The sequence below is a fragment of the Gilliamella sp. LMG 34360 genome (assembly GCF_984568995.1).
In genome coordinates, this window is record NZ_OZ474900.1 from 1,998,971 (window position 1) to 2,024,626 (window position 25,656).

Below are 25,656 nucleotides of genomic sequence, written 5' to 3' on the forward strand. Positions count from 1 at the left end.
AATATGGATATCAATCAATTAGTCAGAAAGAACGTGCAGAAATTAACCCCTTACCAATCTGCTCGTCGTATTGGTGGAAATGGCGATGTATGGTTAAATGCCAATGAATACCCTGTTGCCCCACAATTTGAGTTAACGCAACAGACATTAAACCGTTATCCAGAACCGCAACCAGAACAAGTTATCAATAGTTATGCTCATTATACAGGTGTCAAACCAGAACAATTAATTGTTAGTCGTGGCGCTGATGAAGCGATTGAGCTGTTAATGCGAGCATTTTGTGAGCCACAGCAAGATAGCATTTTATATTGTCCCCCTACCTATGGTATGTATCAGGTTAGTGCTGAAACATTAGGTATCGATATAAAAACCGTACTAACGAAATCGGATTGGCAATTGGATTTAACAGCCATTGAGCAACATCTTGATAATGTTAAATTAATTTATGTTTGCTCGCCAAACAATCCAACTGGCAATTTAATTAATCCTGATGATATTAAAACACTGTTGGATATCGCTAAAAACCGTGCCCTTGTGGTAATAGATGAGGCTTATATTGAATTTTCACCTGAATCTTCCGTAGTTAGTTGGTTAGCCAATTATCCGCATTTAGTTATTTTAAGAACTTTATCGAAAGCTTTTGCTTTAGCTGGTTTACGTTGTGGATTTACTATCGCCAATAAACCAGTGATTGATGCATTACAAAAAGTAATTGCTCCTTATCCGTTGGCAACCCCGGTTGCTGATATTGCGACGCAAGCACTAAGTAAAACGGGTATTGAAAAAATGCGACAACAAGTGCAACAGATCAACAGACAAAAAGAGAGATTTGCAAGCGATTTGTCTGCTTTACCCATTGTCGAAAAAGTTTATCCTAGCTCATCTAACTATTTATGCGTTAAATTTCAAGCGGGTAAAGATGTGTTTAAAACATTATGGAATAAAGGCATTATTTTGCGCGATCAAAGCAAATCAATCGGGCAAGATAGTATAATTCGCATTAGCATTGGCACAGCAGCCGAATGTGATGCAGTGATTTTGGCACTCAAAGCGATAATATAGGAGCAATGATGTTACAGAAATACTTATTTATTGACCGAGATGGAACATTAATTACTGAACCGCCAATTGATTTTCAGGTCGATAGCTTTGAGAAGTTGGCGTTTGAACCTAATGTCATCCCTGCTCTACTTAAGTTGCAATCTGCTGGTTTTAAACTGGTGATGGTAACAAATCAAGATGGTCTCGGTACTAGCAGTTATCCACAATCTGATTTTGATGGTCCTCACAACTTGATGATGCAAATCTTTCAATCACAGGGTGTTAACTTCGAAGAGGTGCTAATTTGCCCTCATTTTCCAGAAGATAATTGTCAATGTCGTAAACCAAAAATTCAATTAGTTCTACCTTATCTTAGCAATGGTAACTTAGATAAAGAAAACAGTTATGTTATTGGTGACAGGGTTACTGATGTTCAACTCGCCGAAAATATGCAAATCAAAGGATTACGTTATCATCCAGAAACTTTAAATTGGGCTGAAATAGCACAACGGTTAACCACAGCAGACCGCTACGCAAAAGTTGAACGTAATACTAAAGAGACAAAGATCTTAGTTGAAGTTTGGCTTGATCGTCAAGGTGGTAGTCAAATCAGTACCGGTATTGGTTTTTTTGATCATATGTTGGATCAAATTGCAACCCATGGTGGCATTAAACTTAATATTAAGGTTGACGGAGATTTGCATGTTGATGATCATCACACCATTGAAGATACTGGATTAGCATTAGGCGAAGCGTTAAAAATCGCTTTAGGAGATAAACGAGGAATTACTCGTTATGCATCAGTCATTCCTATGGATGAGTGTTTAGCAAAATGTGCAATGGATATTTCGGGTCGGCCTTATTTAATATTTAATGCTCAATTTACTCATCAAAAAGTAGGCGATATGAGCACGCAAATGGTTGAACATTTCTTCTATTCTCTCAGCTATGCAATGGCAATTACCTTGCATATTGAGACACAAGGCGATAATGATCACCATAAAATTGAAAGTTTATTTAAAGCCTTTGCTCGAACGTTGAAGCAAGCAATTAAGATAGACGGTAACAGCTTACCGAGCTCAAAAGGAGTACTGTAGATGAATGTTGTCATTCTAGATACGGGTTGTGCAAACCTTTCTTCGGTAAAATATGCCATAGAAAGATTGGGTTATAAACCGATAATTAGTCTTGAGCCCGAAGTCGTACTTGAGTGTGATAAGCTGTTTCTACCCGGTGTGGGATCAGCTTCGGCGGCAATGAAAAAGTTAAAGGAACATAATCTAATTGAACTTATAAAAGCTTGTACTCAACCTGTTTTAGGCATTTGCCTAGGTATGCAACTACTAGCCGAATACAGTAGTGAGGGGCATGTACATACATTAGGAATCATTGATGAAAAAGTCGATAAAATTCCAGATGTTGGTTTACCTTTACCTCATATGGGTTGGAATCAAGTTTACCCCAAAGCAGGTCATCATCTATTCAGAGATATTGCAGATGGTGCTTATTTTTATTTTGTTCATGGATACGCGATGCCACTATGCTCAGCAACTATTGCAGAAACCAATTACGGCGAAAGCTTTACCGCTGCCGTGCAAAAAGACAACTTTTACGGTGTACAGTTTCATCCCGAACGTTCTGGGTCAGCCGGTGCACAATTGCTAAAAAACTTTTTGGAGATGTAACTATGGCAGTTTATCAAATTATTATTCCAGCCCTTGATTTAATTGATGGTAGTGTCGTTCGATTACATCAGGGCGATTATGACCAAAAACGTGACTATGGAAGTGACCCTCTATTACGCTTACAAGAGTATCAACGACAAGGCGCAAAACTTCTACATCTTGTGGATTTAACCGGTGCAAAAGATCCTAAAGCTCGGCAAATTACTTTAATTCAAACGTTAATTAAAGGTGTCCAAGTACCAGTACAAATTGGTGGTGGTATCCGCACCCAAGACGATGTAGAAGCGCTTCTTGCAGCTGGCGCAGCACGAGTTGTGATAGGTTCAACAGCAATAAAACAGCCAGAATTAGTTAAACAGTGGTTTAGCAAATATGGGCCTGAAGCGTTAGTTTTAGCTCTGGATGTCCGCATCGCTACTGATGGTAATAAATATGTTGCAATTCATGGTTGGCAAGAAGATTCTAACCAAACACTTGAACAAGTCATCGATGATTATTTACCTCATGGCTTAAAACATGTGCTTTGTACAGATATTTCTAAAGATGGAACGCTGAGCGGCTCAAATGTGAGATTATATCGTGAAATTAGCCAAAAATACCCGCAAATCGCCTTTCAGGCATCGGGCGGAATTGGTCAACTCGATGATGTTAAAGCCCTCAAGGATAGTGGCGTAGCGGGAGTGATCGTGGGACGAGCACTACTTGAAGGCAAATTTACGGTTGAGGAGGCAATTTCATGTTGGCAAAAAGGATAATTCCTTGTTTGGATGTACGCAATGGACAAGTAGTGAAAGGTGTACAATTTCGTAATCACGAAATTATTGGCGATATTGTACCTTTGGCTAAACGTTACGCCCAAGAAGGAGCTGATGAGCTGGTTTTTTATGATATCACCGCTTCATCCGATGGTCGTGTAGTTGATAAAAGTTGGGTTGCAAAAGTTGCTGAAGTGATTGATATTCCCTTTTGTGTAGCTGGTGGTATTAAAACAGTCGAAGACGCAGGACAGATTTTAACTTTTGGAGCCGATAAAATTTCAATTAACTCACCCGCATTGGCTAATCCTGATTTGATTACTCAATTGGCTGATCGTTATGGTGTGCAGTGTGTTGTAGTTGGAATTGATACTTGGTATGACCAAGAATCAAATAACTATCATGTCTATCAATTTACCGGAGATGAAAAGCGTACAGTGGCAACCAAGTGGAATACCCTTGATTGGGTAAAAGAAGTACAAAAACGGGGTGCGGGTGAAATTGTTTTAAATATGATGAATCAAGACGGTGTGCGTAATGGTTACGATTTAGCTCAACTAAAAGCCGTGCGTGAGGTTTGCCATGTACCATTAATTGCATCAGGTGGCGCGGGTACAATGGAACACTTTTTACAAGCCTTTAATGAACCAGATGTCGACGGTGCATTAGCCGCGTCAGTATTTCATAAACAAATCATTAACATTGGTGAACTTAAACAATATTTAGTGCAACATGGAGTAAATATTCGATTATGCTAACAGAAAATTCCAACACAAAATTCGATCCATTGCAATTCGATACAAAGCAACTTGATTGGCAAAAAGTCGATAATTTGATGCCTGTCATTATTCAACATTATGTCTCAGGTGATGTATTAATGCTGGGTTATATGAATCAAGAAGCCCTATCTCAGACTCAAACCAGTGGTAAAGTTACATTTTATTCACGCACTAAACAACGTCTATGGACCAAAGGCGAAAGTTCTGGCAATTTTCTAAATGTAGTAAGTATTACTCCGGATTGCGATAATGATACTTTATTAATTTTAGTTGATCCAATTGGACCAACCTGTCACACAGGTACTAACAGTTGTTTTGCTTCTGCGAAAACTCAATGGGGTTTCTTATTTGAGTTAGAGCAGTTAATTGCTGACCGCAAAAATGCCGATCCAAAATCTTCTTACACCGCTAAACTCTATCATGATGGAACTAAACGTATTGCTCAAAAAGTGGGTGAGGAAGGCGTTGAAACGGCTTTAGCAGCAACGGTACGTGATACTGAAGAGTTGAAAAATGAATCGGCTGATTTAATTTACCATTTACTTGTTTTACTGCATGACCAAAATCTGTCATTGCAAGATGTCATTGGTATTTTGAAAACCAGACATAAATAGTGCTAATAAAAAAGTGCGATAATTTCGCACTTTATTCAGCTTTATTATTCAAAAATAAAATTTCAAGCTAGCGAACTGGCAATTTTACCCCATTGAACATTGCTAACACTTCAGTATTATTATCACATAACATCAGTTTGTCGATAGTTTGACGATTTAAATGTGGTGAAAATTGACTGATAAAATCATACATATAACTACGTAAAAATAAAGAACGTGCAAAAGTAATATAAGTAGTACTGTAAGGAAAAATATGCCCAGCATTAAGCACAACAAAATCATCATCAGCAATTGCATCACTTACTGCCATTTTAGCAACAATTCCGACGCCAACACCTAATTTAACATAAGTTTTAATTAACTCTGCATCGGTTGTGCTAAACACAATATTTGGCGATTGCCCAGCGCGAATAAAAGCTTGATTGAGGTCAGAACCATCATTAGAAAAGTCATAACTGACTAAGGGATATTGGGATAACTCTGCAATAGAAATTAAACTACTTTTAGCCAACGGATGATCTTTTTTAACTATCACGGCTTGGTTCCAGTGATAACATGGCAATGCAATCATTTCATCATTAAGTTGTGAAAGGTCAGTAACAATGGCAAAGTCCGCTTGCCCTGCTTGTGCCTGTATAATACATTGCGGTGATGAGCCCTGTTCCATATGCAAAATAATATTTGGGTATTGCTTCATAAATTGTTGGATGACTATTGGCAAACTATAACGTGCTTGAGTATAAGTTGTCGTAATCGTTAATGAGCCTTGATTTGGCTGACTAAACTCTTTAGCTATAATTTTTATATCATTTGATTTGTTGAGGATTTCACGCGCTAGGGATATCACTTTTTCCCCTACAGGCGTAACTTCAGAAAGATGTTTACCGACTCTTGTAAAAATTTGAATGCCAAGTTCATCTTCTAACAATTTTATTTGTTTACTGATACCAGGTTGCGAAGTATAGAGTTTTTCGGAGGTTAACGACACATTAAGGTCATTGTTGACCACTTCAACAATGTAGCGTAATTGTTGCAATTTCATGACAAGGCTCCTTTAACTATATACTTTTCTCGCTTTTAGCTTTACTCAAAAGCGAGAAAACGTAAGGTAATTCCTTTCACACTCTAGCACAAACAAAAACAAATTTTATACTAAAACGTATACATAACCTGAAACTTTTTGACAAAGTTTCAGGTGTTCTTACCTACTTTTTACTATTTACCCATTTGCCGTCTATGTATTGCATTACCCAGCCAGTCGATTTTCCATTAACTTCGGAAGTGACATACTGTTGTTTGCTTTTACGACTAAAACGTACAATGGATGGATTTCCATCTGGATCTTTATTCGGTGCTTGAGTTAAATAAATAAATTTCTCTGGCAAGCGATCTTTAAAACGTTGTAGCTCTTCAATCAATGGTGCACGTGTTTCTCTTGATTTTGGGAAGTTATGCGCAGCCAAGAAGATACCTGATGCACCATCACGTAAAACAAAATGAGCATCAGATTTACTACACGGTAATTCTGGTAAATCAACAGGATCTTCTTTTGGTGGTGCAACATCACCATTTTTTAAGATTTTACGTGTATTTTTACAATCTTGATTAGTACATCCCATATATAAACCAAAACGCCCTGATTTTAAGTGCATTTCTGATCCACATTTTTCACATTCAATAATTGGGCCTTCGTAGCTTTTAACCTTAAAGTTACCTTTTTCAACGATAGAACCATCACAAATTGGATTGTTACCGCAAATATGTAATTTGCGTTCGTTATCGAGTAAATAACTGTCCATTGCGGTATGACATTTTGGACAACGTTTAAGCGCTCTTAAAGCATCCGTCTCTGCTGTTTCGGCCTCTTCCAAAATATTTAATGTTTCGTGTTCTGGAATGAGATTAATGGTTTGCTTACAGCGTTCTTTAGGTGGTAATGCATAACCCGAACAAGCTAAAAACACCCCTGTTCCAGCGGTTTTAATGCCCATTTCACGTCCACAATTTGGACATTTAATTTCAGGTGTTAATACGAGTGGATTAAGTTGCATACCGCCTTTATCTGGTGCTTGTTCCGCCACTTCAAGATGAGCACTAAAATCGCTAAAGAATTGGTCAAGAACTTCTCGCCACTCTTGTTTTTTATGGGCGATTTCATCTAAAGCATGTTCCATACGTGCAGTAAAATCGTAACTCATTAAATCATTGAAGTTTTCGTTTAATCTATCTGTTACAATTTCACCAATTTTTTCAGCATAAAAGCGGCGATTATCCAAACGCACATAACCGCGATCTTGAATAGTTGAAATGATAGTTGCATAGGTTGATGGACGACCAATTTCTCGTTTTTCAAGCTCTTTAACCAATGACGCTTCGTTATACCGTGCAGGTGGTTTGGTAAAGTGTTGATTTGGATTTAAGCTGATTAACGATAATTCGTCGTTAACAGCAACTTTAGGTAATATTTTATCCTCATTGTTTTTCGAGAGTTGAGGTTGCACTTTAGTCCAACCATCAAAACGCAACGTACGTCCTTTAGCTTTTAAGGTAAAATCGCCTGATTTTACAGTGAGCGTTGTGGAGTTGTATTCAGCCGACGTCATTTGGCAGGCAACAAATTGTCGCCAAATTAATTGATATAATTTACATGCATCCGCTTCAACATCACTAATATTATCGGCAATAACGTTCACATCAGACGGACGAATGGCTTCGTGTGCCTCTTGGGAATTCTTTTTACTGCTGTAAACATTTGCTGATTTAGGTAAATACTTGTCACCAAAATTCTGACCAATGTAATCACGCACCATTGTTAATGCATCTTGACTTAAATTGGTTGAGTCAGTACGCATATAAGTAATGTAACCTGCTTCATACAGACGCTGGGCAAGCATCATGGTTTTTTTAACCCCAAAGCCTAAACGCGTGCTAGCAGCTTGTTGCAAAGTTGAAGTAATAAACGGTGCAGTTGGATTACTTTTCGTTGGTTTTTCTTCAATATTGATAACTTGATATTGATTTTTGTTTAACTCAGCTAAGGCAATATCAATAGCGACTTTATCTTTTGGCTCAAAGGCTTCATTTTTATACTGCACAACTTGCATCGTTAACAGCTCACTATTGGCTGTATGCAAATCAGCAAACAGATCCCAGTACTCTTCTGGAATAAAGGCATGAATTTCACGTTCACGCTCAACCACTAATCGAACAGCAACGGATTGTACACGCCCCGCTGATAATCCTCTCGCCACTTTTTTCCAAAGTAAAGGTGATAGCATAAAGCCCACAACCCGATCCATAAATCGACGGGCTTGCTGAGCATTGACGCGATCCATATCTAACATAGCGGGTTCATTGAATGCGTTTTTAATCGCGGTCTTGGTGATTTCGTTAAATACCACACGACGATATTTACTATCTTCACCGCCTATTACATCTTTTAGATGCCACGCAATTGCTTCCCCCTCTCTATCCAAGTCGGTTGCCAGATAGATCATGTCAGCATCTTTAGCAAGTTTTTTTAGTTCAGCAACAACCCGTTCTTTACCGGGTAAAATTTCATAATGCGCTTTCCAGCCATTATAAGGATCGACACTCATTCGGTCGACTAAAACCTGTTTCTCTGAACGTTTAACTTTTTTCTCAGCTTTGTCTTTTGTGGTTTTTTCAGCACGTTGACTACTACCACTTACTGGAAGGTCACGAATATGTCCCACACTTGATTTAACCACGAAATCTTTGCCAAGATATTTATTAATCGTTTTTGCTTTGGCTGGTGATTCCACAATAACAAGGGATTTTCCCATAATTAAGCCTATTTATCCTGTAGTTGAGTTAGTTATTATCAAGCTTCGCATCAAGAAGTGACTGTAAATCATCCTTAATAGTCGATACTTTTGTTGCATATTGCTCTTTTTGCTCAGCGTCTTCAATAAGTTGTGTAATGGTTTGCGACAAAGTACAGCCTCGACGTTTTGCTAAATTAGCTAGCCGTTGCCAAACTAAAAATTCCAAATCTATGGATTTTTTTCGTGTATTTTGTTGTTCAGCATTAAAGTGACGTTTTCGTCTAGCCCGAATAGTTTGCTTCATTCGATTATCTAAATCGGGATTCAAATGCTCATTGATCCAATTCACAACTCCTTTTGGATTATGTTCTAATAGTAATAATTCATTTACGGCATGTTGTGCAGCACTTTTTTCGATGTAACGAGTAATTAACTCACCCTCTAAATGCCTTTTTACAAGATAGTGCCATTTCCAACCACATTCAAGGTTTTCTAATTGTTGATATTTCATCGGCTCACCTTGTGACGCTGTAACTAAATGGCTTAGTTTTAGCATAATCTGCTCACACAATAAAGAAAATTATTGCATTTGACAAATTTTTTATAAATCTGTTATCGTTCAGCTTTAATTTCGATCTTTATTTTGAGGAATCACTTATAATGGCTAAAGCTGATGTTATTTATGTTAATGGCTATATTTACACCGCTGACAAACAAGACACTGTTTGTGAAGCTATTGCCATTAAAAATGGCTATATTATTGCAACCGGTAGTACACAAGAAATAAATAACCAGAACTATGTTGATAACCAAACAACCATTTATGATCTAAAAGGCAAAACCATGATGCCTGGGATCATCGATTCACATTTACATACTTTTTGGGGAGGAATGCAACTATCCTCATGTAATTTAAATTATCAAAGTTTAACCATTGATGATACTTTAGCAATTATTCAACAATACTTAGATAAAGATTCTACAAATCACAATAACCATTGGCTGCAAGTACGAGGTTGGCTAAGACAAGAAGTTCTTCCCGTAGGGACTGATATCACTCGTTTCGATCTTGATCGTCTTAACACTTCACGCCCAGTAATTCTTTTTTCAAATGATTGCCATACCTTGGTTGCCAATAGCACTGCATTAGAAAAATTTGGCTTAGATAGGAATACGCCAGAACCTACCGATGGCAAAATCGGCCGTACTGCTGATGGCGAATTAAATGGTATCTTAGAAGATGCCCCTGCCATGCGTGCCTTTGATAGTATATCTAAATTAACGGACGAGCAAGCGGTTAATGTTGCTAAATTATCACAAACCGAATTAAACAAACAAGGCGTTACTGCGGTTATGGATGCCCGAATCACTCATACGCAAGCCGATGCTTTTTTACAATTACAAAAACAAGGCCAATTAACCATTCGTTTATTTGGTGCTCATGAGCTTCCACCTGATGATGTTTCATCTATTGAAGATATCCCTAGTGTAATCAATAAAGTAAAACAATTTGCTGCTCGTTATGATGATAAAAACTGGCAACCAAAACCAGGTATCAAGGTGTCACATGTTAAGTTATTCGTTGATGGGGTAATGCAACAACCTTTGATGACCGCTCGTTTACTTAAACCTTATAATTTAACCGATGAAAAAGATCGTTACGGCGATCTCTATTATTCCATCGAAATGTTAGATGCTTTGATTTTAGAATCGTCCAAAGCGGGGTTCCACCCTCATATGCATACTGTTGGGGAAGGCGCAATTGAAGTCGTGCTTAATGCAATTGAGAAGATGCGAAAAGTATTACCCGATGCCGATATTCGTCCAAGTACAGCGCACAATGAGTTAAGCGCTGCACATCAATTTGCTAGATACAAACAGTTAAATACTGGTGTGGTCTTTTCATTCCAATGGGCAGGATGCAGCTCAGCCATGGTTGAACAATATCAAACTCTTTTTGGTGAAGATCGCTATCATGGTTTAGAAGCTCATGGACAGTATATCGATGCAGGCGTTCATTGTGCTTTTGGTAGTGATTGGCCGATTGATCCATTAAATGAATGGTATGATTTTCAAATTGCTATGACCAGACAAATCGATGCCGATCATCCACGATTAAATAGCGACCGTAATTTAACCGCTAAAGAGGTATTACGTTGTGCCACCATTGGTGCGGCTTATATATTGAAACAAGATGAATATATTGGTTCGATTGAAAAAGGTAAATTTGCAGATCTTATCATTTTAGATCGCAATCCGTTTATCATTGCCGCGACGGATATGCAAAATGTAAAAGTTTTGACAACGATTGTCGGTGGTAAAGTAGTCTATCAACAAGATAAATCATTATAAATGGATTGATAAACTGTTACACCGCCATAATTGACGGTGTAACTTATTTTATGATTCACTCTCAATGACTTGCTCCGTTTCTACTGGAGCTTTCTTAGTGAAGTGCAAGATCGCAGCGATAATCAATGCGCCAATAAACATATCAATAACATACCACATTGCGCCTTTTGTTACCCCACCTAAAGCAACAAGTCCTCCAAAAGCAACTAATGAGTCTATACCACTGATCATCCCCAACATCCCTGCAATAGCAGTACCCACAACTATAGCAATGATTACCCGTTTTGGATCTTTGGCTGCAAATGGAATGGCACCTTCAGTAATACCGGCTAATGATAAGAAAAATGCCGTAATACCAAACTCTTTTTCTTCTTTACTGTATTTGGATCGTGAAACAATTAATGAAGAAATAGCCAGTCCTAAAGGTGGGATCGCACAGCACATACGGAAAACCCCATTAGGCCCATAAACACCCTCAGCCATTGCGGCTAAAGTAAACGCTGTTGCAGCTTTACTGCATGGCCCCCCCATATCTAAAGCAGCCAATATCCCAATACCAATCCCTAAAAATGCCGCATTGACTTGTGACATCCCTTTTAAGGTTGCAACCATGGCTTTTACAAACCAATCCAGTGGGTAAGATAAGCCATAAATATAGATTGGCGCCATTACCAATAGTGTTACCGTTGGAATGATCATAACAGGCATTACTGACGCAATAACGGGATGCACTTTGATTGTTTTAAACCATTTAACGAAATAACCAATTAAAATCCCAAAAATCATGGCTCCGATAAATCCAGTACTAACATTATTGACACCAATTGGATTATTAACGACATACCCCATAATGAAAGCTGGAGCAAGGGCCGCGTTACCACCAATTGAATAGGCCATATATGCAGCTAAAACCGGTACCATCATTGCAAATCCATAGAAAGCAACTTGTTGAAGGTCAGCAAAGAATTGATTGCTCGGTAAAATGGTATTGTTAGTAACATCACCCGTCATTAACACAATTGAAAAGAGAATCCCTGATGCAATAATGACTGGTAAAAATTTGCTAATTCCCGTATTTAAAGCTCTAAAAATTTCTGTACCAATATTATCTTTGACAATTTTTGTCGACATTTGCTCTGCATTATTGAAAATATTGGCAGTATTTTTAACGGCTTCACCCGTACTGACTTTGATAATATTTTTAAAAGGCTCAAGTCGCTCAGCATTTTCGATTGATATATCCGTTGCCAATATAATGACATCAGCACTTTTAAGATCATGTTCAGTTAAAACATTTTCAACACCTGCTGCACCTTGTGTTTCAACCTTGCAATCCCAACCGCGTTTTTTAGCTTCATTTGTTATTTTTTGTCTTGCAATATAGGTATGCGCCATACCTGCGGTACAGGCGCAAATGGCTACAATTTTCTTATTATTCATAAATACCTCTCACCCTATAAGCAATGGTTTGAATATCACTATTTAACAATTCAGCAATAAAATCATCATCAGCAAGACTAGCTGCTAATTTAGCGATAATAGCTAAATGTTCTTTATTGGCATGTTCTTGAGCACCAATCATTACAATTAATTTAACTTTATTATTATTGTTCCAAACAATACCATCACTATATTTGCCAACTGCAATAAATGGGGTACTTACGCCACCACTTTTAGCATGAGGTAATGCAATATCGGGTAACACATCCGTTTCCATTTCTTGTTCATGTGCCATAACATCCTCAACAAATTTTTCAACATCAGTTAAATAATTTTGACTTTTTTGAGCCATTAATTGAATGATTGATGATTTTTGTTTTATTACATCATTAGTTAATTCAACAGGTACAACGGGAATTGAGGTCATAAATATATCCTTCTATTGATAAGTATTTACAGATTAAATTATCTGCAATTTATAATAAATATAACGTGTTTTCCTTATACTGACATCTCCTGAAACAAAGAAATAATTAGATATAGATCACAAAATCTGTATCTCTTAAATTGACTTTATCAAAGTGTGATTTTTGTTGATATGACGAAAAATAATTCCCTATAAAATAGCAAGCTCAAAAATTACACACTTGTATGTTAATAAGCTAAAAATTAGCTTGCATAATTATAATAATGTGGGAGAATTCCCTGCCGCTTTCAGCGGGTAAAAAAGGCAAAACTATACTTAGTAGTTTTTTATTGTTTTTTGGGACAGAGGAGCAAAATTAGTCATGTCCGCAATAAAAATGAAACGAGTTTTAACCACACCTGCATTAATTGCATTTGGTTTAGCTTATATGGTTCCTTTAGGGATCTTTACCACTTATGGGGAAGTTACCGTTGCCAGTAATGGACACTTACCTATAGCCTATGTTATCACTCTAGCAATGATCTTTTTTACAGCATTAAGTTATTGTCGTATGGCAAATAAACTACCTATTGCTGGTTCTGCCTATTCGTATGTACAACATACATTTGGTGGAAGAATTGGTTTTTTAGTGGGATGGGCGCAAATTCTTGATTATCTATTTTTACCAATATTAAATTATTTGGTTTTGGGCATCTATCTTAATGAAGCTTTCCCAAGCATACCTGCTTATGTATTTGTGCTTGGTTCATTATGTAGTGTCAGCTTGTTAAATTACTTAGGGATTAAATTAATTAATTCAGTGAACTTTACTTTGATTATTATTCAAATGTTTTTTATTGGATTATTTATTTTCTTAACTTTAACCAATGTAAGTTTAACACCAGAAGCAATGATAAAACCTTTGGCTGTTAATGCAGGTGATTTTAGCGGATTAATGTCTGGCGCAGCAATATTATGTCTTGCCTTTTTGGGTTTTGATGCTATCGCGACACTGGCGGAAGAATCAAATGATGCACAAAAATCATTACCAAGAGCCATTATATGGACGGTTCTTATTGCGGGAAGTATATTTTTAGTTGTTTCGTATAGTGCTCATTTAGCCTATCCTAACTGGACAGATTTTGCTTCTAATAAAGATATCGCTAGCTTGGATGTAATGCGTAAAGTAGATTCTATAAGTAATTTAAAAGAGATACTTGGTAAGTATGGAAATGATTTTATGTATAACTTTTTCCAATCTGCTTACCTAACCGGTGTTTTTGCATCAGCAATGACAGCACAAACCAGTGTATCAAGAATATTTTATGCGATGGGTCGCGAGGGTGTATTGCCTAAACAGATTTTCTTTAAAATCCACCCTCGTTTTAGAACACCTTATTTATCAATATTATTTGTGGCTTGTTTTTCATTGTTATCATTGGTATTAGATCTTAGTTTGGTTGTTTCAATGATTAGCTTTGGTGCTTTAGTTGCTTTCACATTTGTTAATTTATGTGTAATTAAAAGTTATCTATGGGATATCAAAACGAAAACAGCAAAAGTGTTATTTAAATATGGTGTATTACCAGCAATTGGTGTATTACTTTCGTTATGGCTATGGACCAGCCTTGATGAGACTGCGATGATTGTTGGCTTAGTTTGGTTAGCGATTGGATTTTGTTATTTAGTCTATTTGACCAAAGGTTTTACTAAGTTATTGCCATCGATTGATCATCATGAATTGAATTCAATCATTAAAGATTAAAGTAATCTTTTAAAATAGGTCTACTTGAAAGTATTTAGTTAATGCCCTTTTAAAACAATTCCGTCGACTTAAGTCGACGGAATAATAATTTTTTGATGTTAATTTAATTAATTTATCAATTAATTACTCACCAAAACCTGTAGCAAATAATTCACGGATTTCATCCATTGCAGCTTGTTCGTCTTCACCATCACAAATGATTTCAACAGTAGAGCCACCTTTAACGCCAGCGCCTAATAAACCCATCATACTTTTCATTTTAATCGCTTTGTCATTGTAAACAAGTTCGATTGTTGATTTATAACGACCTGCTAGTTTTACAAGTGTTGTTACTGGGCGGGCGTGTAATCCAGTCGAATTTTTTACTACCATTTGTTCTTTTAACATATTATTGTCCTTCTATATATCTTAAGTTAATACATTTCAGTATTTATATCATAAATTGAATTTTTTTGCTCTTTTTTATATGCAAATTTTTTTGCAATTTATATTATCTTTCTGCTTTTCTTAATCGGATTTATAATCATACCCAATAATATCGCACAACATGAAAAAATATAGGTGCCGCAAAACAGATAGAATCTAAACGATCCAGCACACCACCATGACCGCTAATAAGCTTCCCCCAATCCTTTACACCTCTATCGCGTTTAATTGCCGACATAACCAATCCACCTAAAAATCCAAGCAAGGTAATCATGAGTGAAATTAAACCAGCTTGAATAAAGCTAAAAGGCGTTACCCACCATAAACATGCACCTATCAAACTAGCCGAAAAAATACCGCCAATAAAGCCCTCAACAGTCTTGGATGGTGATAAATTAGGGCTAATCGAATGTTTACCAAATAGCTTACCAAATACATACTGTAAGACATCTGATAGTTCAACAACAAATACAAGAAAAGCAATCAACAATAAATTGCGGTCTTGATAGTGATCGATGGGTAAAATAATCAATGCAGGTATGAAAGATATGCTGTAGACGGTAATCATCAATCCCCATTGCACTTCAGCTATTCTTGCTAAGAAATTATGAGCCGATCCAGTAATTGCCGCCAAAATAGCTAAAAATAGAAACCCATAAATAGGAATAAAGATACAAAATAACTCATACCACGACACGGCAACTAAGATATATTGCAATGGTAACACAATGAAATAAGCAAAAAGTAAAGGCCAATAATCATAACGGGTTATGGGCGTTAATGTTAGAAACTCACGCAGAGCTATACCTGATGCAATAAAAAAGAGAATAATTACGGTAAATTTTCCCAAAAAAATTGCGATGGCAAAAATAGCAACCATCACCCACCAAGCATTAATGCGTTTGTTTAAATTATCAATAACACTATTTGGGCTTTTCATACGTCGTTTCAACAACCAACCAATCGTAGACGCTACAATCAACAATACACCTATACCAACAAACAATAATAAACCATCGCGTTGATAACTAGACATGTTTTCCTCCATATTGTTTGTTATTATATGTGTGATAATTTTTAATTTAATCAGAAAGTTAATTCGAAATACCCAAAATAACTGTCACTATTGCTAAAATTAGCTGCATACTAATTAGGAAAATCTGTTTTTTGAATAATTTCAATGTCCCTTTTTGACGATCTTCGATTGAGCGCAATGGTTGTTGTTTCGATTTTTTTAAATTCAATTGCAATAAGGCATTATCTAATTCATCTAAAACATCAGGAAACTGATCGTATTTGGTGGCTAGATAATCAAATAGTTTTTTATCAAAGGCTATACGTAGTGCATAATATTGACTGATTAATCCAACCAAAAAGCTGACTAAACTGTAACTTGTCAATAAAACAGAATTTAAGACCCAACTAGCCATTAACCCAAAAAACAAGGCTATCAATGTCAGTAATCGCGAAAAAACCTCTAATTGATGACTTATAATAAGAAAATGATTAAATGTTACTAAAACTGTTTGATTGATATTTTCAGTTATTTTAGCTTTATTCGAATTTACCACTGCGGCTTCCTTTTTGAATCCTATTAAACCAATTGATTAACACGGCTTGTTGCTTGGAGGAAATAACGACCGAACTACGACCCGTTTTCACTTTGGTTATTGCTTCTTCGACATTAGTCGCTCTTTTGGTCAATAATAACCATGCGATTACGGCTGTTGCACTACGCGAATAACCTAATGCACAACAGACCAAGACAGAACCTTGCTTTTGAAATTGATCGATTTTTTCGGCTACTCGTTGACACTGCTCAATGGACAAAGGTGTCATATCAAGTACTGGAATCAAACTGTAATAACCATTAAATTGTCCAATTGGTAATTCTGCACAGAGATCAACAACTGAATTAATAGGTTTAATTTGCAAAGTGTTTTGCGAAGCAATCCGCCCTAAATAGACATTGTCCATAATAAAATCTGCTGGTTTGTTTTTTAAAGTCCATAAACGGGAATTAAGCCACATAATTGCAAAATAAGGTAAATATAAAATTGCTACCGCGAGCGTAAAATGTCCATTAGCTTGTTTTTGAAAACCTGTTGCTCCAAATACCAAGTAATTGGCTGATACTAATCCAAAAGCCCCCGCGACCCACAATAGCCAAAGTCCAACCCCACCAATATATATAGCTAAACTTAATGATAATAAAAATAGTAGGAAGTAAATGCCGCTCCAAGTATATTGCTTAGGGTATGATTTACTTTTTAAAGGAGCTATTCCATTTTCTGGCCATAACCAAATACAAAAACAACCTGCCCATAATCCTGTTGGAACATCAAAAAAATGATGTTGCCACGTTGTTAAAACAGATAAGGCAATTAATAAACACCAACCATGTAGAAGCAATTGAGTAAATTTTGATTTTAAATAACTCTTATAAAACTGCCACAAGATCACCAGTAAAGTAATGTGTAAGGAAGGAGCCTGATTGAAGGGTTTGTCAAAACCCATTAAAACATCAAACCATAAACCTAAAAAACCATCAAGATGGGGGCGTTCGAAACTAAATTTTAGAGGGAAAATCAAAAAACAAGTAATACAAATAATTTGCGCCGAAAAAAGCCTTAAACATAAAATTTTAAGTGATTGCTTAGAACTGGCCAATAAAATGGCTAAACCATACATGAAATCAATGGACCAATAAGGCACAATTGTCCAAGCCCATAATGGAGTTGAGGATTCCCAACTGAATACCAAACTCCCCACATCAGAGCGATTTGCAGTAAACCAGTTAGTTAAGTTATAACTGGTAAAAAAGAATATTGATAATCCAGCTAATAAAGCAAATTTATAATAGATTAACGCTCCAAATTTTAGTTTTTGCATATGGACCAACGACTATTTAATTCTTTGCGCCAGTGATACTGTAAAAATACCCCATTGATCGATACACATATCTATTTTTTTGAATCCAGCAGCAGCAACCAATTGATCCATTTCCAATTGAGTGCGTCTGCGCATAACCCACGGTTGCCCATCACGATGCGAGGTCAAAGCACGGGCTATAAACTCTAATTGAGGATGCCAAGGTTGATTGGTATAGATTAAATACCCCCCTTCAGGTATAACATCCGCTAAACCAGATAGAGATTCACGTAATAAAGCATTATCATCGAATAATTCATATAACCCTGAAACTACTGCTAATGTTGGTTGAGGTGTTAATTCAGCTAATTGTTGCCGATTAAATGCATCTCCTTTTTCAAAACGAACAAAGTTTGTTAAACCAAGTTCATCAATTAATTTTTGCCCATCACGAATATTAATATCACTATAATCTCGCAATAGTACCGAATCAGGTTTATGAGCTATTTGATTAACGGTTTCAAGAATATAACGACCATGTCCCGCCGCAATATCAACGATGTTAACAGCTTTATTTTGTTGTTGTAGTTGGTTAACCGCTTGTTTTAAGATCGCTTCAAGATGGATTTTGCGTTGACGAATGCCCCGCCAACCAATGGATTGTAAATAAATATAATCCAAAAACTGCCCGAGCTTAGAATTTCCTGTCGGTTCATTACGATAGATATAATCTAAGGTACTCCCTGAATCAAAACCAGTATCGAAACCGAGTTTAATACCATTTGAAACTCTACTTGCATATTTTAAAATGGCTTTAACAAACCGCCAATATAAAGGTTTAATCAAGCCTGTTGGCGGCATTACTAAAGTGTCTTTCTCTTGCCTTGTATAACCAACAAGATCAGCATTAACGAGTGATGGCACACTAGGAGTGTTTTCAAAACAGCCAATAATAAATCGTCTTGCCCTGTCGATAGCGATTTGGCGATCTTTTTCACCAAAAGTATCATGATAAAATTTTGGTAAAATATGAAATTCTTTTTGCTGGGTACCCAAATTTTCATAGAATCTTTTTTGTGGTTTACGTTTTACCACATAATCTGATCCCGAAACAAGTAATTGGGTCGGAACGGTAATGGCATTAGCATCTTTAACAATTCGGTCAGATACGGTATAAAGATCTAAAAGTAATCTAACTGATATTGGTCTAGTAATTAACGGATCTTGGGTAAATGAATTCGCTCGCTCAGCATCATGAGTTAATAAATTAGATTTAACGTAACTATTAACAAAAAAATTACCTTTTAAGTTGTATAGTAATTTCAATCCAGGTACAGCGAATGGTACATAAAGCTTGACATTAAATGCAGGAGACCCCAACACCAACGCACGAATATTAGGCACATAGTCGTGTACCCATGCAGAAGCAATCACTGCCCCAACACTTTGGGCAATAACGGCAATATCTTGATGTTTTAAATGGTATTCTTGCAAAATATGTTCAATAAAGCAGTTAGCATCTTTAATTAACGTTGCAAAATTAGGCGCATCACCTCGCTCACCTTCTGATTGACCATTACCTCTCGCATCCCAAGCAAAGATCTGATAATCGGGTAGATTCAATTCATCAGCAAGATGAGCAACACGACCTGAATGTTCATGACCGCGATGAAAAAGCACAATCGCTTTTGAAGAAAGTCCATCACTGCTATCAACTGCTGGCCAATAACGATAAAATAATTGACAGCCATCGTGACTTATAAAAGTTTTTTGTTGTTGATCACGCATATTATTTCCTTTTTTCATTTTTGTGTTTCTTGCAGACCTTTTCGAATCCGATTAATCACAGTGTATATTAGTAAAAAATTAACGATCCATAACAATGGATCAATCCAATCTAACGGTAATTGATAAATTCCAATGCCTAAACTAATTATCCCAAAGACAAAAGCACGATCACTTTTGCCCATAGGGCCATCATAGCGCCTTGACGCGCCAATCATCACACCTAAAACACCCGTATATTCCGTTAAAAAAGAGAGCAAAATAACCAATATAACTAAATAGTTACTAACATTATCGAGTTGTGTAAAAACCAATACTAACGCACTATCGGAAATAACATCTCCAATTTCATTTAAATAAGCTCCTAAATGCGTTTTTTGATTAAATTCACGTGCCAACATACCATCAATGGCATTAAGAGCCATACGAATCAACATCCAAATGGGAATGACGCAAAAAATCCATTGATAAGATGAAAGCAAACCGACAATAAAAGATACAAAAATTGATCCCAAGCAAGCTGAAACTGTCACTTGATTAGCCGTTATATTGGCATTGTAGAGCCTATTCACATACGGGCGCAGTAGTGATTGGAATTTGGGTTTTAATTGGTAAATTGATATCACAATCGATCCTAAAAAATTAACCTACAGTTTAGTTAATTTAATAAAGTAAAATAAACTAACCCTATAGTTTTTATTACACAATTCGTTGTAGCTGTGAATACTTTAATGAACTTACCATAAAGTGCAAACGGTTAAGCACATTTACTTCACCTGCGCCATCGTCAAAATCTAAATACAATAAATTAAGTTTAGGATTAAGATCACGCATACGCTTTTCAACACCTTTTGATACCACATGATTGGCAATACAACCAAATGGTTGCAAGCTAATAACATTGTTAATTCCATATTCAGCAAAAGTCATGATGCCAGCTGGTATCAACCATCCCTCACCAAATTGATTGGATAAATTAAGGATCTGCTTAGCTTTCTTAGAAATATCGCGAATATTATGGAACGGTTGATAATATTTGAAAGTCGATAAAATTTTATTAGTTTTATCGATATAACGTTGTGCTATTTTTTCAAAAAAATACATTAAATAAGAATGATAGGTTTTTGATACTAAATGATTATCCACATTACTATCATGGTTGACAAAACATTGTGCAAAAAATTCAATCATAGGTGGAATAACTGGCTCGATACCCTGATCTATTAACCATTCAACACTATGTTGATTACCAAAGTTGTTATACTTGACGTAGATTTCTCCAACAATACCGATTTGAGGACAATCTTTATTATTTACAACTTCAATTTGATTAAAATGTTTAACTGCATCGGCTAATAGCGCAAATATTGAGCGTGACCCTTTCTTTTGATTAATCAGTTGTTGTAATTTTCGAGTATAGAGTTCTTTAAGTTGATTCGCTTGTTGTTTTACTTTTGCCCTTGGCGCTATGGCATAGTACATTTTGGATAGTGAATCAGCAAACAATATAGAAAAAAAGCTAATAGGTAATGTTTTGAGCCAATTAATTTTAAATCCAGGTTGTTCATCTTGACTCATATTACCCGTACTAAGTGAAATAATTGGAATATCATCAAAACCATTACTGATCATCGCTTTTTTAATTAATGATAAATAGCTACTTGCCCTGCACTGCCCACCTGTTTGCGTAATGCCTACTGCGACCTCTTCACGATTGTATTTTCCAGAACGTAATGCCTTAACAATATCACCCACAATAATGGTCGCAGGATAACAAATTTCGTTATTACAATATTTTAGTCCCCACTCAACTGAACTTTTATCTGGTTTAGGCAAAGTTTCGAGTTTATAACCGGATAAAGCAAAAATAGGCGGTAATAAAGGTGAATAAAAATCAGAAATGAACGGCGCTAAAATTGTTCGACGTTTCTTATCTTGTTTACTAAAAATAGCCGTTTTTTTACGCTCCACTTTTATTAATGGTTGCTGTTGATTCATGCGCATCGATTCAATAATAGAGCGTAATCGTAATCTGACCGATCCTGTCGCAGTGATTTCATCAACACGAATTACCGTGCAAGTTTTGCCTTTAGATTCTAATATTGCTTTACATTCGTCAGTAACAATTGCATCAGGACCACACCCGAATGAGTTAAGTTGAACAAATTGCACATTATTAGGTTGCTCAGCAACAAAAGAAGCTGCAGCATATAAACGATTTGGATAACTCCACTGTGAACAAATTTGCAATTCTGGAGATAATTGATTAATGGCACCTAATACCGAATCTTCAGTAATTACATCACAACCTAGTGCGTTTAAAATTTCAGGAGTTTTATGGTTAATTAAACTGTCACTATGATAAGGTCGTCCCCCTAAAATAAACACATAACGACCTGTTTGCTTAGCATTGTTGACTATTTCAACCGCTTTATTATAGAGCGATTTTTTATATTCTGACTGAGCGATCAACGCATGGGAAAAGGCATGTTCCGCCACTTTTTTCGTGATTCCTAGGGATGTTAAATAATTAATACAACCTTTTTTCAGTAATTGGATATCAGTAAAGTTGATAACAGGATAATCAAGGGGCACATTATATTTATTTTCGGGATTAATCGCACTGTGAACAACTTCAGCATAACTACTTACAATTGGGCAATTATAATTATTAACCGAATTATCAAATTGAGCAGACTCAAACATAACCATTGGCATAAAGATACGATCTACTTTCTGCTCAATAAGTTCCATAATATGCCCATGCACTAATTTGGCAGGGAAGCAGATACTATCAGACATTACCGTACCCGCACCCTTTTCGTAAATAGCCTGAGTGGAATAAGGCGAAAGTATGACATTAATGCCACTTTGCGTTAATAATGTGTGCCAAAAAGGAAAATTCTCATACTGACCTAATACTCGTGGAATACCAATATTGATTTCAGCATTCGGATTAGGGGTGTTAGCACGTTCAAATAACAGTTCGTTTTTGTAATCGAGCATATTAAATGAACTGTTGTCTTTGTATTGATTATTACTTAAGAATCTTTCACATTTATTTCCTGAATAATAACGTTGCCCATTTGCAAAACGATAAATCATAATATCGCATTTATTTTCACACCCTTTACAACGTGAAGGTTTGGCTTTGTTATCTTCAGCTTTATGAAGCTGGTCTAACCCTATGAACTGGGATAAAACGGGCTTTTGTTGGTAATGATTTTTTGCAACTAATGCACTTCCATAGGCGCCCATTAATTCAGGAATATTAGAACTGGTAATTTGTGCTCCTGTTAATTGTTCTAATGCTCTAAATACCGCTGGGTTTTTAAAAGTCCCACCTTGTACCACGATATTATTACCTAACTTACGCATATCATGGAGTTTAAGCACTTTATGAATGGCATTTTTAATGACCGAAAAGGCCAGTCCGGCTGAAATGTCCCCCATGGTCGCATTTTCACGCAAAGCTTGTTTTACTTTAGAGTTCATAAAAACGGTGCAACGTGTCCCTAAATCACAGGGATTGGACGAATTGCAAGCCGCGTCAGCAAAATCGATCGTATTGGAATTAAGTGATTTAGCAAAAGTTTCAATAAAAGATCCACAACCTGATGAACATGCTTCATTAAGCTCAATATGATTGACAACTCCATTAGCGATAAAGATCGCTTTCATATCCTGTCCGCCAATATCCATAACAAAACTTACGTTTGGATCAATATGTTTAGCGGCAGCGAAATGCGCCATGGTTTCAACCAATCCATCATCAAATGCAAAAGCAGCTTTTAAAAGTTCTTCGCCATATCCTGTTACGCCAGTGCGAGCAATGACAATTTGTTTACCTGATGCAACAATTTCATCTTTTAATAGGGTTAACCCTTTAATTAAAGCACTAATAGAGTGACCATTATTAGGAGCATAATGAGTAAAAAGAAGCTCGTTATCTTCACTGATGAGTGTAATTTTAGTCGTTGTTGAACCACTATCAATGCCTAAAAAAGCGTATTCTTTTTGGTAATCGGCTAAATTTAAACGTGGAATTTGAATATATTTACGCTGTTTTTTCCAATCATTAAAAGATAATGATTCATTAAATAATGGTTTTAATCGAAAAGATTGATTAGCTATGATTTTAGTTGAGGAATTTAATCGATTAATAAAATCATCAAGTGAAAGTTCGGTTCGCTCAATAAGATGAATTGCAGCTCCCCACGCGGATAATAATGTCGGATGGTCAGTTTTAACGATTTGATCTTCTGCTAATTTTAATGTCTCTAAAGTCGCCTTGCCTAAGGTTGGAATAAAGGAAAATGGCCCACCAATTAACATAACTTTCGGCACAATATCATAGCCACGAGCTAAAGTATTAACGAGCTGAATACAAACAGCATGTAAAACAGAATAGGCAATATTTTCTTTGGAAACGTTGCGACTGATTAGATTTTGAACATCGGTTTTGGCAAATACGCCACAGCGGGAAGCAATAGGAAAAATTTGGGTATGATTTTGAGCAAGTTGATCAAATTGTTGAATTGGAATATTAAGCAAAGTTGCCATCTGATCAATAAATGCCCCTGTTCCCCCTGCACAACTGCCATTCATGCGAATATCAGGTGAACGATCAGGGAAGAAGAAAATCATTTTGCTATCTTCACCGCCAATATCGATTAAAGTTCGTACTTCCGGATATTTGCGCTGCACCACTTCAGAAGCGGCTACAACCTCTTGTATAAAAGCAATATCGGCTTTCTCTGAAATACCCATTCCAGCAGAACCCGTTACTTTTACCGATAAATGAATATCATTACCCAACTTTTGTTTGATTTCATTCAGTAATTCAAGCACTGTTGTTACAATATGGGTATTATGACGTACATAATTGGTGTAAACAAAATTATCATGCTCATCAAGCACAACACATTTTGCAGTTGTAGAACCAACATCCAATCCTAATCTATACTTTTTTGTCATAATAAACTCACACATTGTAAAATCAAACAGCCGCGCTTCACTATAAATTTTATTTATAGTAACAATATTATAGCTAAATACTTTAACTATTTACTATGCTAGTTTAGTATTTTTATTCTGTAAAAATGTCAGTTTTGTCAAAAAGTTTCAGGTTAAGGCTACGTTTCAGTATAGTTATATCAATTATTGAAAAATTAAGCTTGTTTTTCTAATCCTTGTTTAGCAATAGCTATCACATTTTTTAAATCGACACCTTGGGCTTTAGCTGCAAAAATACAACCACAATAGCACTGCCGGTATACATCATATTCTTTGCAAAGTTCTATTGAACGCTTATAACCATTATTTTTTTTAAAATCGGAAGGTAGATAATTAACTGAAAAAATTTCTTGAATTTCAAAACCAAGTTGATTAATTTTTTGACTGTTCTTTTTAGGACTGAGTGTTAAAGCACTGGCAAAATAATCGAATCCCAATTCTTGAGCTTTGATTGCAGCTAAATCCAAACGCATTTTATAACAGAGATGGCAACGTTCACCGCCTTCCGGAGCATCACGCAGATGTTCAACTTGTTTAATAAATTCAGCGGGTTGATAAGGTGCTTCTAAAAACTGAACATTGTTGCCTGTCTTTTCATTAAAATCAGCAATAAATTTTTGCTGTACTACACTCCGGTATTCATACTCAACACGAGGATGAATATTTGAATTAGCAAAATAGATAGTAATATCTGCATACTGTGCCAAATACTCCAAAACATATGTGCTACAAGGGGCACAGCAGCTATGAATTAATAATTTAGGACGAATGGATCCAGATTGCCAATCGGCAATAACTTCTTTAAGTACCGAGTCATAATTGATTTTATTATGTGGGTTTAATTTTTCGAGAATATCTTTAGCATTAATTAACATAAGGACTCATTTATTATTTTGGTGATCAAAGTCTTTAAAGCTCGCTATAATATAGTTA

Annotated in this window: 21 protein-coding genes; 8 read left to right on the forward strand and 13 right to left on the reverse strand. The window is 36.1% G+C overall.

Annotated features, from left to right (window positions below; genetic code table 11):
- The first annotated feature begins 3 nt into the window (after window positions 1-3).
- The 6 genes from hisC to hisIE are packed head-to-tail and all read left to right on the forward strand — an operon-like array spanning window position 4 to window position 4,874.
- On the forward strand, window positions 4-1,062 hold the full coding sequence (hisC, locus tag AC5LW9_RS09055) for a histidinol-phosphate transaminase (RefSeq protein ID WP_493455710.1): 1,059 nt from the start codon (window positions 4-6) through the stop codon (window positions 1,060-1,062).
- A gap of 8 nt (window positions 1,063-1,070) precedes the next feature.
- A complete protein-coding gene (gene hisB / locus AC5LW9_RS09060; RefSeq protein ID WP_198228266.1) occupies window positions 1,071-2,138 on the forward strand; it encodes a bifunctional histidinol-phosphatase/imidazoleglycerol-phosphate dehydratase HisB in 1,068 nt (355 codons plus the stop codon).
- Window positions 2,139-2,726 (forward strand): imidazole glycerol phosphate synthase subunit HisH, encoded by a 588-nt coding sequence (gene hisH, locus AC5LW9_RS09065; RefSeq protein WP_493455711.1) that lies wholly within the window; start codon window positions 2,139-2,141, stop codon window positions 2,724-2,726.
- 17 nt (window positions 2,727-2,743) lie between these two features.
- Entirely contained in the window at window positions 2,744-3,481 is a 738-nt protein-coding gene (gene hisA, locus AC5LW9_RS09070; protein WP_493456611.1) for a 1-(5-phosphoribosyl)-5-[(5-phosphoribosylamino)methylideneamino]imidazole-4-carboxamide isomerase, read from the forward strand.
- Window positions 3,463-4,239 (forward strand): imidazole glycerol phosphate synthase subunit HisF, encoded by a 777-nt coding sequence (hisF, locus tag AC5LW9_RS09075; protein WP_198228262.1) that lies wholly within the window; start codon window positions 3,463-3,465, stop codon window positions 4,237-4,239. The genes hisA and hisF overlap by 19 nt, the downstream gene beginning before the upstream one ends.
- Complete coding sequence (gene hisIE / locus AC5LW9_RS09080) at window positions 4,233-4,874, forward strand: bifunctional phosphoribosyl-AMP cyclohydrolase/phosphoribosyl-ATP diphosphatase HisIE (protein ID WP_493455712.1); 642 nt, start codon at window positions 4,233-4,235, stop codon at window positions 4,872-4,874. The genes hisF and hisIE overlap by 7 nt, the downstream gene beginning before the upstream one ends.
- 67 nt (window positions 4,875-4,941) lie before the next feature.
- Here the strand turns inward: hisIE and cysB are convergent, their stop codons facing one another.
- The 3 genes from cysB to matP all read right to left on the reverse strand — a co-directional run bounded on the left by cysB (window position 4,942) and on the right by matP (window position 9,173).
- Window positions 4,942-5,916, reverse strand: coding sequence for an HTH-type transcriptional regulator CysB (gene cysB / locus AC5LW9_RS09085; protein ID WP_198236761.1), 975 nt, complete (start codon window positions 5,914-5,916; stop codon window positions 4,942-4,944).
- A gap of 163 nt (window positions 5,917-6,079) precedes the next feature.
- Window positions 6,080-8,680, reverse strand: coding sequence for a type I DNA topoisomerase (gene topA, locus AC5LW9_RS09090; protein WP_144091230.1), 2,601 nt, complete (start codon window positions 8,678-8,680; stop codon window positions 6,080-6,082).
- Window positions 8,681-8,708: 28 nt separating this feature from the next.
- Window positions 8,709-9,173, reverse strand: a complete 465-nt coding sequence (matP, locus tag AC5LW9_RS09095) for a macrodomain Ter protein MatP (protein ID WP_039126398.1) — start codon at window positions 9,171-9,173, stop codon at window positions 8,709-8,711.
- A gap of 149 nt (window positions 9,174-9,322) precedes the next feature.
- On the opposite strand from matP, the gene AC5LW9_RS09100 reads away from it, so the two are divergent.
- A complete protein-coding gene (locus tag AC5LW9_RS09100) occupies window positions 9,323-11,014 on the forward strand; it encodes an amidohydrolase (protein WP_493455713.1) in 1,692 nt (563 codons plus the stop codon).
- A 48-nt stretch (window positions 11,015-11,062) separates the two neighbouring features.
- On the opposite strand, the gene AC5LW9_RS09105 is transcribed toward AC5LW9_RS09100, so the two are convergent.
- On the reverse strand, window positions 11,063-12,454 hold the full coding sequence (locus AC5LW9_RS09105) for a PTS fructose transporter subunit IIC (protein WP_144091228.1): 1,392 nt from the start codon (window positions 12,452-12,454) through the stop codon (window positions 11,063-11,065).
- A complete protein-coding gene (locus tag AC5LW9_RS09110) occupies window positions 12,447-12,881 on the reverse strand; it encodes a PTS sugar transporter subunit IIA (RefSeq protein WP_493455714.1) in 435 nt (144 codons plus the stop codon). The genes AC5LW9_RS09105 and AC5LW9_RS09110 overlap by 8 nt, the downstream gene beginning before the upstream one ends.
- Window positions 12,882-13,242: 361 nt before the next feature.
- Between AC5LW9_RS09110 and AC5LW9_RS09115 the strand changes: the two genes are divergently transcribed.
- Entirely contained in the window at window positions 13,243-14,625 is a 1,383-nt protein-coding gene (locus AC5LW9_RS09115) for an APC family permease (RefSeq protein ID WP_198228254.1), read from the forward strand.
- Between the two features lie 123 nt (window positions 14,626-14,748).
- Here the strand turns inward: AC5LW9_RS09115 and AC5LW9_RS09120 are convergent, their stop codons facing one another.
- From AC5LW9_RS09120 to AC5LW9_RS09155, 8 genes are all read right to left on the reverse strand, one after another.
- Window positions 14,749-15,012 carry an HPr family phosphocarrier protein gene (locus tag AC5LW9_RS09120; protein ID WP_039126254.1) on the reverse strand — a complete coding sequence of 88 codons (264 nt, stop codon included), beginning with the start codon at window positions 15,010-15,012 and terminating at the stop codon, window positions 14,749-14,751.
- A gap of 136 nt (window positions 15,013-15,148) precedes the next feature.
- Window positions 15,149-16,087, reverse strand: coding sequence for a phosphatidate cytidylyltransferase (locus tag AC5LW9_RS09125; protein WP_198228253.1), 939 nt, complete (start codon window positions 16,085-16,087; stop codon window positions 15,149-15,151).
- 58 nt (window positions 16,088-16,145) lie between these two features.
- The gene (locus tag AC5LW9_RS09130; RefSeq protein ID WP_198228252.1) at window positions 16,146-16,622 is read right to left on the reverse strand and encodes a hypothetical protein; all 477 of its coding nucleotides are present in this window, start codon (window positions 16,620-16,622) and stop codon (window positions 16,146-16,148) included.
- Window positions 16,606-17,943 (reverse strand): phosphatase PAP2/dual specificity phosphatase family protein, encoded by a 1,338-nt coding sequence (locus tag AC5LW9_RS09135; RefSeq protein ID WP_081301772.1) that lies wholly within the window; start codon window positions 17,941-17,943, stop codon window positions 16,606-16,608. Before AC5LW9_RS09135 ends, AC5LW9_RS09130 begins: the two co-directional genes overlap by 17 nt.
- Window positions 17,944-17,955: 12 nt before the next feature.
- Window positions 17,956-19,710, reverse strand: coding sequence for a bifunctional alpha/beta hydrolase/class I SAM-dependent methyltransferase (locus AC5LW9_RS09140; protein WP_198228251.1), 1,755 nt, complete (start codon window positions 19,708-19,710; stop codon window positions 17,956-17,958).
- Between the two features lie 14 nt (window positions 19,711-19,724).
- Window positions 19,725-20,333 carry a CDP-alcohol phosphatidyltransferase family protein gene (locus AC5LW9_RS09145; RefSeq protein ID WP_493455715.1) on the reverse strand — a complete coding sequence of 203 codons (609 nt, stop codon included), beginning with the start codon at window positions 20,331-20,333 and terminating at the stop codon, window positions 19,725-19,727.
- Between the two features lie 73 nt (window positions 20,334-20,406).
- Window positions 20,407-24,684 (reverse strand): acyl-CoA dehydratase activase-related protein, encoded by a 4,278-nt coding sequence (locus AC5LW9_RS09150; protein WP_493455716.1) that lies wholly within the window; start codon window positions 24,682-24,684, stop codon window positions 20,407-20,409.
- Between the two features lie 194 nt (window positions 24,685-24,878).
- The gene (locus AC5LW9_RS09155) at window positions 24,879-25,598 is read right to left on the reverse strand and encodes an epoxyqueuosine reductase QueH (protein WP_065739022.1); all 720 of its coding nucleotides are present in this window, start codon (window positions 25,596-25,598) and stop codon (window positions 24,879-24,881) included.
- Window positions 25,599-25,656: the final 58 nt, after the last annotated feature.